Consider the following 12,611-nt stretch of genomic DNA (forward strand, 5'->3'; position numbering starts at 1 on the left):
GGAGCAATGCAGCAATCCCGGTAATTCTGTGCTGGAAATGATTTTGGGTCTCGCTGCACTATACCCAGGCTACGTTTAGCCCAAGGAGATTGGCATGAGAGAGGTCACCATTATTGGTTCAGGTTTAGCTGGAGCTTTACTGGCACTTTATTTAGCTAAAAGAGGGTACAAACTTCAAATATTTGATTCAAGACCGGATCTTCGCTCCATGAAAACGGATGATGGGCGCTCGATTAACCTTGCTCTTTCATGCCGCGGCATTACTGGTCTTGCCGGTGTAGGCATTCAACCCAAGGTTGAACAACTCATGGTTCCGATGCATGCACGGGCAATACATGAACTTAATGGACACATTAAATTTCAGTCCTTTGGTAGACACCCTAATGAATACATTAATGCAATTCAAAGAAATGAATTAAATAAGTTGTTACTTAATGAAGCTGAGAAATTTCCTTCGGTTCACTTTCATTTTAATACCAAGCTCACTGACATAGATGTGGAACGAAAAATTGCCATTTTTAAATTAAAAAATAATGCGATCTTAAAACAAAGTTATGCCTGCTTAATTGGAGCAGATGGAGCAGGATCATGTGTTCGTGAACTATTAAAAGCAAAAGGCCTTATTCAAGCATCACGTACATTTTTACCTTATGGTTATAAAGAGCTCTCTATCGGGGAACCCAAACAAACTCATTTAATTCATGAGCATTTGCACTTATGGCCTAGAGATGCTTTTTTATTATTAGGTAATCCAAATCTAAATCAATCCATCACTGGTTCTTTATTTTTGCCTTGTGAAGGCAAAAACAGTTTCGCTGAATTAGATAGTGAATTAAAAATTAATGCATTTTTTAAAAAATCGTTTCCTGATGCATTCTCTGAAATGCCTAATTTGCTGGAAGAGTTCACAAAACATCCGACTGGAACTATGAGTACTATTAAATGCGCTCCCTGGTATTACCAGGATCAATGTTTGCTAATAGGAGATGCTGCACATGGTGTTGTTCCTTTTTTTGGTCAAGGAATGAATAGTGCATTCGAAGATTGCCGTATTTTAAATGAACTTTTGGATCAGTATAAAGATGATTGGCAACAAGTAATGCCTGCATTTTATCAATCCAGAAAAGTAAATACTGATGCCGTTGCGCAAATGTCTATGGACAATTTCCATGAAATTCAAATAGATATTAGAGACAAGCGATTTAACTTAAAAAAGCAATTGGAGCAGGAACTGATGCATCGTTACCCAGAGCATTATGTTTCAAAACATGTATTGGTCATGTTTACCAATACACCCTATGCAAAAGCTCAAGCTTATGGGGAATTACAAACACAATTTTTAAATTCAATATGTGAAAACGTGGAGAGAATTGAAGACATTGACTGGAATAAAGTAGAGAAAGAATTGAAATTATATGACAAAAAATTGACTAAAATGAATTGATTTTTCAAAATCAGTAGAAAATTCAAGGGGGTTTACTTGTCAAAAATTTGACACTGGAGTCTTTTTTTTGTCGTTTTTTCAGTTTGATAGTTCTTATTTTTGCATAAAAATCACCCATAAATGGCATTTTATGGGTGATTTTTGGAAATAAAGAGCAAAAAAGTTGGTATGCAAGATGCATTAATAACAATGTCCAACAAATTTATTTCGCATGGAGATGTAATTATGAAAATCATACAAGATTATATTGATTCCAAACAACAAGAATTCATGGATCATCCATTTTTTGCACTACTGGAACAATTGAAAAGTTTAGAAGAGTTAAGCTATTTTGTGCCTGAACTTACTTTCTGGGCAATGACTTTCCAAGATATTTTAAGAATAAATGAGGAAAAGATAAGCGATCCTTATTTGAAAAAAGTCGCTCGTCACCACAGACTTGAAGATGCTGGCCACGAAAAATGGTTTCTGCATGACAAAAAATATATGGGAGCAGTCAACATAGAACCATCATGTGATACTAATGATGTCAGTTGGCTTTATAGTAAAGAAAGTCAATTAACTCGTGATGCTGCTTATGCTATTTTAGCTGAAGTTTATAAAGCAAATGATGAAATTTTGAATATTGTTCTCCTTTTAACCATTGAATCATCTGGCCATGTTTTCTTTGAAAAAGTATCCAAACAGATGAAAAAAACAGGACATGATAAAAACCTGAAATATTTCTCTACGTCACACCTGGAAGTTGAAATGGCACATGCCTTGTTTGAGGAAGAAATGGAACGCTCCTTGTTTTCAAGACAAGTATCTATCCATACAAGACGTGAAGCATTAAAATTGATTGACCGTTGCTATGATGCATTTAACGCAATGTTTGATGGATTAATCATTGCTTGTAATCAAAGACTCGAATTGGCCAAACAAAGGAATTATCAAGATGCCGCAAACAAAGAACAAGTGGAATTCATTCCAGATCAAGCTGTGTAATGAAAAGTTAGGGCAAGCGCTGCTCCATGATGAGCAGACGCTTGCTTTATTTTGTAACGATTTTGGTAAACTCACTCACTCTAATCCAGCAGCTATCTTTGAACCAGAAACGACTGAGTCCGCACAATTATTAATACAATATGCCCATGAAAATGGATTGCCAGTAACTTTACGTGGAAATGGAATGAGCCAATCCGGACAATCTCTTGCTGTACCTGGAGGTTTAATTCTTAATATGAAACATTTTGACTCCATATCAGAAGTAGAAGCTTACTCCATATGGGTTGAAGCTAATACTTCTTGGAGTACTGTATTAGAAAAAACGTTACCACACTCATTAATTCCTTATGTAGTGCCTCATAATTGCAATTTATCTGTTGGCGGAGTAATTTCTGCCGGTGGTATAGGCGCTTCTTCATTCAAATATGGAAGTGTCACTGCTCATGTCAACTCATTGAAAATAGTACAAGCGAACGGAGAGTTGATTCAAACTGATGCTCAATCACCTCTAATGCAAGCCTGCTTAGGCGGACAAGGACGTTTTGGTCTTATAACTCAAGCAAATATTGCATTAAGGCCTTGCAGCAAATTCGTCAGAACCTTTTTTTTAGTTTATCTGGATAAAGAAGCCTGGCTTAATGATTTACTTTTATGCAGAACAAACGCGGATTTTATAGAATCCTTTTGCACCTCCGCAATACAAGGCGCAAAATTATCAGAAAAAGGTCGTCTACCCTTTGCTCAATGGCTGTATGCTATTCACGTATCCATAGAATATAATGATTTTGCACCCGACTTTAGTAATTTAGGAGTACATCCCTGGCGATTAGTACATACCCAAGATGAATCAATTCACTCGTATTTACATCGCCATGATTCGCGCTTTAATGTGATGAAAATGACTGGTCAATGGGAATTACAACACCCATGGTACGAATGCTTTATCCCGGGTTCACAATTAGAGAGCTTGGAGAAACTACTAGATACTTTACCCATACACTATGCCCCGGTGGTTCATATCACCCCCGTCGCTCCTGTTTCTCCTACAGGTTTTTTACAATTTCCTAAAAGTGAACATATCTTTGCTTTGATGATCTTAAATCCAGGATTACCTGAAGTATTCATTCCAAGTTGTTTGCAAACCATTAAACACTTAGATGCTATCTTTTTACCCAACGGCGGTAAACGTTATCTTTCCGGATATTTAGGGGAATCCCCAAAAAAACAATTTTGGCAAAGTCATTTTGAAGAACGATATGAAGATTGGATTTGCTTAAAAAAACGTTATGACCCACAAAATATTTTTTGTTCTTTTTTGCATCGTTGAAAAAGCGTAACTCCCCCATGTCATCCCTCGCTGCGCTCGTGATTGATATAGGGGAGTTACGAAAAAGTTAGCCTATGAACATTACGTTTATTAATATTGACAGGTGGAAACATACACGTTCATGGAAACATCAAACTCCTTATTGAAGCTTAAACTCCATTAACGTAAACAAACTGTTTGTTACGTAACTGTTTTTAAAAGTAAACCCTGCAGGTTCAATTGATTTTTGCCATTCACCTAAAGTACGCTGTCGCCCCCCCAACAATACCATCATGACAATATCCATTGTTTTATTAGGATGTGGTTGATTGTCATCAGGCATGACTTGTTCAGCAATAAATAAAGTGGCGTGTTTTGGCATTTGTTGTGCACAATTTTTTAATATTTGATGCATCATATTATCATTAAAATCATGTAAAACACCTTTAAAAATATAAGCATCTGCACACGGTATCGCCGCAAAAAAATCACCCTCTTGGAGACTGATCTTAGGCGAGAAATCAGCTGGATTAAGTTGAGAAATAACCGCCGGCGTATCCAACACAATAACCTTAATATTAGGATGTTTGTTACTGATTGCTTTCACTAATCCTCCTCGCCCTCCTCCCATATCAATTAGCGTCGGAAAAACAGAGAAGTTAAATGCATCGGCAATTGTTGCATCATCATAAGTAGAAAGTTTAGCCATTCCTCGATCAAAATTATGTTGTTTCTCCGTATTTTTACTCAGATAATGGAAAAAATTATCACCATGTTGAATTTCGAACGCAGGCTTTCCAGTTTTAAGACTTTCACCTAATTGAGAAAAAGCTTGCCACCAACTGTCATCAACCATACATATTACATCGCGTATCGAATGCGGATCATCATCACAAAGTGCCTTGGATAATTCAGTTAAGGAATAAAGGTCATCATTACAATGAAACACACCGTAAGCACAGAGAAATTTTAATACTCTATCCAATAATTCAGGCTTGCTTTCAGTAGCTTTTGCGAGCTCATCAATGCATTTAGGACCTGATAATAAATAGTTCGCTACTCCTAACTGAGCAATTGCATGTAATGCCCGGGATACCACATACCATCGTGACATCGTAGCTAATTGAAGATGAGGGTTTTCCATTTGATAGTGCATTTATCATTCCCTATTAATAAACTTTATCTATTATTTGTTAAGGAACGCAAAAAGTTAAGTATTTTCTCTATCAATTAAGATAAAAATTATTAGGAACATTCTCTATTTGGCATAATACTCTAAGCTGCTTGTAGGATATTCCCGTTCTTTATCTTCTGAAGACGTCCCAAAAAACAAAAAAGAACCCGAGTTTTTCACTAATTCTGGAGGGTTAGCTTTAAAACTTTGCTCTTCGACACTGACAAGTGCTTGAAGAAGATCTTCATTGAATAGATCTGATTCATTTAAAACCGCTATTTGTTTAAATAAATCAAGAGAGAGTTTTTTTTCATTTTTTCGAAGCCAGGTTAATGAAAGCACATTTTGTAATGTAATTAAATTTTTTCCGCATAATTCATCCATTGAATCTTGTAAATAATCTTCAAGGAAGAGCAAATTTCTTGTCACCTCAAGCGTGGTAGGCATCGTCTTTTTTAATGAAGCATTTACCCAATACGAAGCAAACCGATTCTCTAAATTTTTTGCATATTCAAGACTTGCAAATGAATTGCTCCGCTTAAGCGCTAAATCCACATCAACCAAGATAACCTCTCCAGTATCGGAGCGAGTCAAAAAATTCCCTTCTGTAGCAGCATCAAGAATAATTCTTCGTTGCTCACAATAAATCTCAATTAATTTATGAGCAACTTCTTCATCAGTAGCGTGTCGTGTATCGGAAATAAAAGGAGCAACCCAACCTGCTTTATGAAGTCCTGCTTTGGGTAACTTATGATTGATCTCGTTCCAAACTCGAACTGATCTGCTTGGCTGGTTCATTGCATTTGATACTGGGTTATCCGACTCAATAGGATACTTTAATACCCAGGGTCCTTGATAAGGCTCTCCAGAAACTAAACTTGTGGGAGATGCAAAATTAGACTTCCAAACTCTGTTGTAACTTCCATTCCCAACATTTGTCCATAAGTATGGTGTAAGCTCAGAAGTGCTTTGTTGCACCTCTTCTTTAGAAATCAGTTCAAGAGCATCTGTTGGTTTCACATCACTTGGCGAAGATGAAGCAGGATTAACCCAAGTTTTAGCATGCTTTTTAGACCTTTTGATCTGGCTGCTCTTCGTTTTTACCATCATAAATACCTTGAAGTGCTTCTAAATTAGATTAATTTTACATAAAAAATACAATATAACACACCGAAATACAAGTAATAGAACAGTTTACATAGGATAAATAAGTGCACCAATAGGTAATTTAGTACGCAACTTATTCGAGATTTTTGATATTAGTCTTTGGGAAATAGCATGAAATGACTCTTTGAGAGAGCCATTTCATCAAGAAACATTTTTACTAAAATGTTAAATCTAATGTCTTTGAAGGAGCATAAAGCTCAAGAACTTGTTGCACCATACCTTCCAATTTGCTCTTAAATCCTAAAGATGAAACACTGAGCCATTTTTTATCGCGGTTTACTTCTTCTAGGAGTACCGAGACATCCGTTTTTCCTTGCAATACTGCAAGAGCTAAGTTAATAATTTTTGTCTTAGCCTGAAATTCCTCTTTCTCAAGTCGGTGTTCCGTTAACTGCTGAGAAACTAATCGCGACAACTCTTCGCTGAATAGTTGAATTAAAGGTCCAATTTGATGCTTTGAAGGCATTTTTAATGCAATGTCCTCTTCTTTCATGGTAGAACGCAAATCAGGAAGAAATATTTTTCGCAAGTCAATCTTGTCAAAGTCAATTTCAGCGATGTTGTCCCCTGGCTTTCTATCGCCTTGAGGAATTGCTTGTCTTAAATCAACATCACCATTATCAAGTCTGACTAATGCAATTTCAGATCCTAAACCTCGCGACCCATTGACTTTTACCCATTCTACCCACGCATCCAATTCCGGAGGTGCGTCTTTTAGCCAGGTTACCAATCGATTCAATAAAGTACTTCCTAAGCTATCTTCTGTAGAATCTCCTTGTATAGAAGGCAATTCTCGCAGCATTTCTTTAATGAATGAATCTGTAGTCAAATCAGGATGAAATCTTTGACCTGATAACACTTCCACTTGCAATTCTTGCTGTACGGTGCGAAGCGCATGATACAGCATTAATCCTTTCCTAAAATCTTCTAAGGTTAAATCTTCCAATAACTCCTTATTGATACTTTGACAATGCTTCGTTAAATCGCTGGCAAAAGCCTCATATTCCAATAAGTCAATTTCATCTAAAACTTGATCAGGGGAAGTATCATATTCCTCTCTTGGACTCGATCTTTTAGAGCTTGACTTAGAAGAAGGAGTTGATACTTTTTGGGGCTCTAAAGTAGGATCTAATACCATTTCCAATGCAGACTTAGGAGCAACTTTAAAATAAACTTGCTCATAGAGTGCTTTCAAATAATCCTTAGCATTTTCTAGATCACGAGGCTTGATGCCTGGAACAAGCTTAAACATATTTTTGCCATGCTCTGATGCGAAAAACTGGTCTAACTCGGCACTTGCTTGCTTTGGAGTTAAAGCCCCGATTCGGGCAATATTTTCTAATTGATATTTTATAGCGTTTTCGTTCGTATTTCCGGTCAACAATAAAAATGGCATGTATTTAATGTCTGCATTAAATTCAGCCCAATACATTGCAAAGGTTAAAATAATGTTGTTTCGTTCCTCAGGGGATGAAATAAATTGCTTTCCCTCTTTTTGTGCATAAAAAGCAAAAAGATGCTGATAAACTTCTAAAGGAGTAATAGGTCCATCATTTTTTGTACGGTAATGGTTATGATTATGCTCTGACTCTTGCGCATAAGTATGCATTACTTTTAGATGATAGTGGTTCGTACCACGGTAGTAAGTTTCACATGAATTATCGACACACGCATGTGCTTTAGCGGCCGTATTAAAAACCAAATCACGGAATGCTTGATGAGTTCTATCCATTGGAGCAACAAATTCCCAAGTAATCACTGAATTTTTTACTTTGAATTTAACCGGTACATCAATCGTCTCCCCTTCATCAAACAATTCATAAACGATACCCTTAGTACGGGTAAATTTATGACCTCCATTACTTTCCTTAGATAATTCAATCAAGAGTTCGCCATATCCTTTTCGATCGCCTTTATCAAGCAATGCTTGCAATTCAGTAGACGCATCTGTTTTTCTGAAGGTCCATTTTTTAGTACGTTGTGTCTTTAATAAATCAATAGCAAATGGCATATTTGGTCTACACATGTATTAAATATGTGCAAATTATACTATTATTAACCTTATCAAATTATTAACAAGGAAAAATTTTGCTCATTAAACCTGTGGATTATTGACGTTATGAGCAGATTTTTAGGAAAGCAATAAATAATTTATAAGGGGAATCTTATAAAGTAAAATCTTGTAGAAATAGAACACAGAATTATAGTAATCTCGAAAAACAAAAAAGCTTAAAGAATTCGAGACTTAAATGATAAAATTCATAGTTAAAGCAATTTTAAAAATACAAGAAGCCACTGGCTACTCCTTATGTGGATTAAAAGCCGCCTTCCAAAATGAATTTGCTTTTCGTCTTGAATTATTAGCTATGGCTATTGCCTTGCCATGCGCTTTTCTTTTAGGAAACACCGCCGTTGAACGCGCTTTATTAATCGGTACACTATTCATTGTTTTAATTGCTGAACTTTTGAATTCTGCCATAGAAACAACATTGAACCGAATTGATCTTGCTTGGAATCCTCTTACTAAAAGAGCAAAAGACATGGGCTCAGCTGCTATTCTAATTTCAATCATTAATGCGGTTATTATTTGGGGGATTATTATCTTTTCTCACTGATCAGAATCGTTATGGATTCAATACTCTTATTCCGCTTATAAACTTAGATAAAAATTTACTGCAAGGATGTCCGCAAGAAAATTTGGAACCCCGAAACGTCGAATGTATTGATTCATATACCCTATTTCAGCGATTGCAATCGGACTCACTTCATATCCTAAGCCGATAAAAAATCGATTTTGATCAAAACCTCGACTATTTGTACCCACAAAATTATTTTTATGAAAGAAAATCTCATCACTAGTGACGAACGCTAATCGAGCATTATTTTTCATAGGAGCAAAAATTTTGACAAGTTCTCGAATTCGATAAGCAGTTTTAGGATTATTTTCCAGAAAACGTTGCTCTGTACGAGTTCTGCTCGTAAGCTTAAAAGATGGGTAGGATTTAACCCATAAGAGTTGTTGCCAAATTCGATTCTCCTCAAATGGACTTGAAGTATTCGGGGGACCTGTATAGATCCAGGCATATCCGAGCCATATGCTTGTATTCTCCGTTAAGGCATAACCAAGTCCTGGTCGCAATAAAATCTGAGAATAACGGCTTGAGTCAGCACCTAAACGTTGTTGTCCTTCCAACCAATATCGTAAGTGACTAAATACTTTATCATCACTATAAAACTTACCAATAGTTGTGATATTGAGCCAAGTTTGAAAATCACGCTCAAGAGCACATGCCGCATTTTTTGACCAACTCGAAATGACCATTAATCCTAAAAATGCTAATAAAGTACTTCTTCTCGCCCTCATCTATTCCTTTAACTTTATAAAAAAGAAACAAATTTTAATATGAGTCGCTACGATTTAAAAGTAATGTGAACCCTGATAATGTACATGCAACACCTTAGAACGTCATTAGGGAGAAAAAAAAACGTAAATTCACTTACGAGAGCGCTTGATTCAGGTTAATATAGTTTTTTTTCACAATAACTGTTCATTAACCGAACATGTCAACAAAATCAATAAATTATACAAAGCGTATTTCCTGTGTAGTTCCTGTTTTTAATGAAGAAACAGGAATCGCTGAGTTTATTATCGCCCTGACTAATACCCTAAAAAAATTAGGTTATGCTTATGAAATACTCCTTGTGGATGATGGCAGCAAAGATAACACACCGATAATTATTCAGCAGTTAAGATCCCATTTTGTTCTGCGCTGCATTCGTTTTAGCCGTAATTTTGGTAAAGAAAATGCTATAAGCGCTGGCCTTGACCATGCACAAGGAGATGCTGTTATTTTACTTGATGCCGATTTCCAACATCCTCTAGAACTTTTAAGTCAGTTCGTTGCTAAATGGGAAGAAGGTTATGAAATGGTATATGCTGTTCGTCAAAATCGCACCGACGAATCTTGGTTAAAGAGGACTTGTGCCAAAGCATTTTATCAATTTACTTCGCGAATCAATCGAATTAATATCCCTGCAAATGCAGGGGATTTTAGACTTCTTGATCGGAAGATAGTAAAAGCATTGCAAAAATTACCGGAACGTAATCGATTTATGAAAGGTTTGTACAGCTGGGTTGGATTTAAACAAATTGCTATTCCTTTTGAAGTACAACCACGCAAAACAGGTAATTCACAATGGAACTTCTATTCTCTTTTGGATTTAGCGATTACTGGAATTACATCATTTACTGCATTCCCGTTACGTATGATTGCTATAGGTGGAATTAGCGTTGCAACACTTGCGATACTCTACGGCATCTGGATTATACTCAGCACCTTGATTTTCGGTAAAGAAACGCCTGGATGGGCAACTATTGTTACTACCATTAGCTTTTTTGGTGGTTTGCAACTCTTTGCTTTAGGTGTAGTAGGTGAATATATAGGACGTGTTTTTGATGAGGTCAAACACAGACCTCATTATATTATTGATGAGGGATCAAGTTTTGATGACAACCCCACTTAGTTTAGGACAAAGACTGATTTATTTTTTAGGCGTTGGTGGAACAGCAGCAATAGTTCATCTTTTTACTGTATTTATACTGGTTAATTTCTTGTATGTCCCAGCCCTGATTGCCAATGTATTTGCTTTTTTAATAGCGTTTAATGTCAGTTTTTTAGGACATAAATACTTGACCTTTGCCCATCTACATGACGAAAAAAGATTAAGCTTGCCTCATTTCTTCCTCATCGCATCTTCTGCGGGCATCATCAATGAACTGCTTTTCTTTTTACTTTTAGAGTACACCAGACTCAATTATCTATTCGCTTTAATCGTAACATTAGGATTTGTTTCTGTTTATAACTTTATAGTTTCACGATCCTGGGCTTGCCGTTAGCTCCATCTACAGCTCTATACCAAAATGTGAACCACTAATCACTTCCACAGGTTCACGAGTAATAAGTCGATCTCTAGCCATTTCCTTCAGTTGAGGCAACACTGACTCTACTTTTTCGATTGTATCAATAAAATACACTACTAAAGGAAGTTTACTTCCAATATCGACCAAGGATGTAGATACAATAGGGGCCTTAAAAGTAAACCCAGCAATCCCTCGCAACACCGTTCCACCTGCAATCCCATTTTCATCCAGCATATTTAACAATTCAAGATATAAGGGACGATGCTGCCATTTATCTCCTTCATTAATGTAGACAGAAACTTTTACATGGTTCATATCAAATTGCCCGAGCAAGCACTATGCCCGCAATTACTGCGAGTAAGGAAAAAAGATTATTGCAAATAAAATTTAGTGCAGCAAGTGCATAATCGCTTTGCTCTATAAGTCGATACGTTTCATAGCTGAAACTGGAAAATGTGGTATAAGCGCCACAAAAGCCAACCGCAACAAATAATCTCCATCGTGGATCAACTTCTACACGCTCCAAAGTCCAAACAAGAAAAAAACCTAAAATAAAACTGCCTGTAAGATTAACGAGAAACGTTCCATAGGGAATATCAGCTGACAAGTACTTAATAGAAAAACGATTCACTAAATAGCGTAAATTAGCACCAATAATCGCTCCGCAAGAGATCCAAAAAATATCATTCAAGGACTTCTCCTTTCGTTAATCCCAATCCCACTTAAAGCTAAAATGATAATACATAAAAAAATGGAAGCTAACCTTCTTAATATTGATGTGCAAGCTGAACCCCATGTTCATTGCAATCGGTTAAAAACGCATCGCTCAAAAAATAATTCAGTTCGTTTAAACGGGCATGAGCTATGGAGTCAGCGGTATTTATGCTCTCTCCTGGATGGCACATAATTAAAGTATTTTCCTCAGCTAAACGCAACCATTTTCTAAATAAATCTCGATAATTAGCATCTGATGCGAAATCATAAATCCCTGAAAAATAACGATTATGAGGTATATTAAATTTGATTAATTGCTGAGTTAACGCTTTACCACCAGTGAAACGAAGCACTTTTGCTTTTAAGCCATACTGAGGCAAATTAATAGATGGCCATGTGGAACGAATAGAAGTTCCATTATTTTTTAATCTTCGCTCATAAAGATCCAACATGACTTTCCGTATCACTGGCAATTGATGCACGTGTTGATGACCATCAATAAAATCAGGAAGTTGGTGCATGATTTTTGTAAATTGCTGCAACTGCGCCAAAAACTCTTGAGCAATAAAAGATAACTTCACTGAGTGCATATATGATTTAATCAATAACTCACTCAGGCTAAAGCATTTTCTTTCTGGACAAAATAGTAAATGGCCTTCGGTTAGATTAAAATGCAAACCAATTTTAATCTGGTCCTTTAAGAAGAGTAATTGTTGACCATAAGAAATAAAATCCGGCATATTAGTCATGCAACTTACTGCTGATAAGCGTTTTTTGCACACTAATTTTAAAATCCCTTCCGAAACTCCAGAATTCAAACCAAAATCATCCGCACATAACACTACGGTTTTCGATTTAATCACGATGAATAACCAACATTATTGCAATAAAAACGTAT

The 12,611-nt window shown here is 36.3% G+C and carries 13 protein-coding genes; 6 read left to right on the plus strand and 7 right to left on the minus strand.

Annotated elements, in window-relative coordinates:
• The first annotated feature begins 94 nt into the window (after positions 1-94).
• From Lgra_RS02865 to Lgra_RS02875, 3 genes are all read left to right on the plus strand, one after another.
• The gene (locus Lgra_RS02865; RefSeq protein ID WP_058497779.1) at positions 95-1,444 is read left to right on the plus strand and encodes an FAD-dependent oxidoreductase; all 1,350 of its coding nucleotides are present in this window, start codon (positions 95-97) and stop codon (positions 1,442-1,444) included.
• Positions 1,445-1,669: 225 nt separating this feature from the next.
• The gene (locus tag Lgra_RS02870; RefSeq protein ID WP_058497780.1) at positions 1,670-2,431 is read left to right on the plus strand and encodes a hypothetical protein; all 762 of its coding nucleotides are present in this window, start codon (positions 1,670-1,672) and stop codon (positions 2,429-2,431) included.
• Positions 2,382-3,758 (plus strand): FAD-binding protein, encoded by a 1,377-nt coding sequence (locus Lgra_RS02875; protein WP_058497781.1) that lies wholly within the window; start codon positions 2,382-2,384, stop codon positions 3,756-3,758. Before Lgra_RS02870 ends, Lgra_RS02875 begins: the two co-directional genes overlap by 50 nt.
• A gap of 139 nt (positions 3,759-3,897) precedes the next feature.
• Here the strand turns inward: Lgra_RS02875 and Lgra_RS02880 are convergent, their stop codons facing one another.
• The 3 genes from Lgra_RS02880 to Lgra_RS02890 form a co-directional block, all read right to left on the minus strand.
• Positions 3,898-4,893 carry a methyltransferase gene (locus tag Lgra_RS02880; RefSeq protein ID WP_058497782.1) on the minus strand — a complete coding sequence of 332 codons (996 nt, stop codon included), beginning with the start codon at positions 4,891-4,893 and terminating at the stop codon, positions 3,898-3,900.
• A gap of 102 nt (positions 4,894-4,995) precedes the next feature.
• Positions 4,996-6,018 carry a hypothetical protein gene (locus tag Lgra_RS02885; RefSeq protein WP_058497783.1) on the minus strand — a complete coding sequence of 341 codons (1,023 nt, stop codon included), beginning with the start codon at positions 6,016-6,018 and terminating at the stop codon, positions 4,996-4,998.
• A 217-nt stretch (positions 6,019-6,235) separates the two neighbouring features.
• Positions 6,236-8,089 (minus strand): hypothetical protein, encoded by a 1,854-nt coding sequence (locus Lgra_RS02890; protein WP_058497784.1) that lies wholly within the window; start codon positions 8,087-8,089, stop codon positions 6,236-6,238.
• Positions 8,090-8,327: 238 nt separating this feature from the next.
• Here Lgra_RS02890 and Lgra_RS02895 point away from each other — a divergent pair, with 238 nt between their 5' ends.
• The gene (locus Lgra_RS02895; protein WP_058497785.1) at positions 8,328-8,693 is read left to right on the plus strand and encodes a diacylglycerol kinase; all 366 of its coding nucleotides are present in this window, start codon (positions 8,328-8,330) and stop codon (positions 8,691-8,693) included.
• Positions 8,694-8,728: 35 nt separating this feature from the next.
• Here Lgra_RS02895 and Lgra_RS02900 read toward each other — a convergent pair whose 3' ends face one another.
• Positions 8,729-9,442, minus strand: coding sequence for a DUF2490 domain-containing protein (locus Lgra_RS02900; protein ID WP_058497786.1), 714 nt, complete (start codon positions 9,440-9,442; stop codon positions 8,729-8,731).
• Positions 9,443-9,639: 197 nt separating this feature from the next.
• Here Lgra_RS02900 and Lgra_RS02905 point away from each other — a divergent pair, with 197 nt between their 5' ends.
• Together Lgra_RS02905 and Lgra_RS02910 are read left to right on the plus strand one after the other, a co-directional pair.
• The gene (locus Lgra_RS02905; RefSeq protein WP_058497787.1) at positions 9,640-10,602 is read left to right on the plus strand and encodes a glycosyltransferase family 2 protein; all 963 of its coding nucleotides are present in this window, start codon (positions 9,640-9,642) and stop codon (positions 10,600-10,602) included.
• Positions 10,586-10,975, plus strand: a complete 390-nt coding sequence (locus tag Lgra_RS02910) for a GtrA family protein (RefSeq protein WP_058497788.1) — start codon at positions 10,586-10,588, stop codon at positions 10,973-10,975. The genes Lgra_RS02905 and Lgra_RS02910 overlap by 17 nt, the downstream gene beginning before the upstream one ends.
• Positions 10,976-10,981: 6 nt before the next feature.
• Here the strand turns inward: Lgra_RS02910 and Lgra_RS02915 are convergent, their stop codons facing one another.
• From Lgra_RS02915 to Lgra_RS02925, 3 genes are all read right to left on the minus strand, one after another.
• Positions 10,982-11,314 carry a DUF190 domain-containing protein gene (locus Lgra_RS02915; RefSeq protein ID WP_058497789.1) on the minus strand — a complete coding sequence of 111 codons (333 nt, stop codon included), beginning with the start codon at positions 11,312-11,314 and terminating at the stop codon, positions 10,982-10,984.
• A 1-nt stretch (position 11,315) separates the two neighbouring features.
• Positions 11,316-11,690 carry a fluoride efflux transporter CrcB gene (gene crcB / locus Lgra_RS02920; RefSeq protein WP_058497790.1) on the minus strand — a complete coding sequence of 125 codons (375 nt, stop codon included), beginning with the start codon at positions 11,688-11,690 and terminating at the stop codon, positions 11,316-11,318.
• 76 nt (positions 11,691-11,766) lie between these two features.
• Entirely contained in the window at positions 11,767-12,576 is an 810-nt protein-coding gene (locus Lgra_RS02925; protein ID WP_058497791.1) for a ChbG/HpnK family deacetylase, read from the minus strand.
• Positions 12,577-12,611 lie beyond the last annotated feature (35 nt).

The sequence above is a fragment of the Legionella gratiana genome (assembly GCF_001467695.1).
Lineage (GTDB): Bacteria > Pseudomonadota > Gammaproteobacteria > Legionellales > Legionellaceae > Legionella > Legionella gratiana.

Bases quoted from the DNA above. Each gene is read 5' to 3' on its own strand.
- Lgra_RS02865 (WP_058497779.1), top strand. From the start codon at position 95: ATGAGAGAGGTCACCATTATTGGTTCAGGTTTAGCTGGAGCTTTACTG.
- Lgra_RS02870 (WP_058497780.1), top strand. From the start codon at position 1,670: ATGAAAATCATACAAGATTATATTGATTCCAAACAACAAGAATTCATG.
- Lgra_RS02875 (WP_058497781.1), top strand. From the start codon at position 2,382: ATGCCGCAAACAAAGAACAAGTGGAATTCATTCCAGATCAAGCTGTGT.
- Lgra_RS02880 (WP_058497782.1), bottom strand. From the start codon at position 4,893: ATGCACTATCAAATGGAAAACCCTCATCTTCAATTAGCTACGATGTCA.
- Lgra_RS02885 (WP_058497783.1), bottom strand. From the start codon at position 6,018: ATGGTAAAAACGAAGAGCAGCCAGATCAAAAGGTCTAAAAAGCATGCT.
- Lgra_RS02890 (WP_058497784.1), bottom strand. From the start codon at position 8,089: ATGCCATTTGCTATTGATTTATTAAAGACACAACGTACTAAAAAATGG.
- Lgra_RS02895 (WP_058497785.1), top strand. From the start codon at position 8,328: ATGATAAAATTCATAGTTAAAGCAATTTTAAAAATACAAGAAGCCACT.
- Lgra_RS02900 (WP_058497786.1), bottom strand. From the start codon at position 9,442: ATGAGGGCGAGAAGAAGTACTTTATTAGCATTTTTAGGATTAATGGTC.
- Lgra_RS02905 (WP_058497787.1), top strand. From the start codon at position 9,640: ATGTCAACAAAATCAATAAATTATACAAAGCGTATTTCCTGTGTAGTT.
- Lgra_RS02910 (WP_058497788.1), top strand. From the start codon at position 10,586: ATGACAACCCCACTTAGTTTAGGACAAAGACTGATTTATTTTTTAGGC.
- Lgra_RS02915 (WP_058497789.1), bottom strand. From the start codon at position 11,314: ATGAACCATGTAAAAGTTTCTGTCTACATTAATGAAGGAGATAAATGG.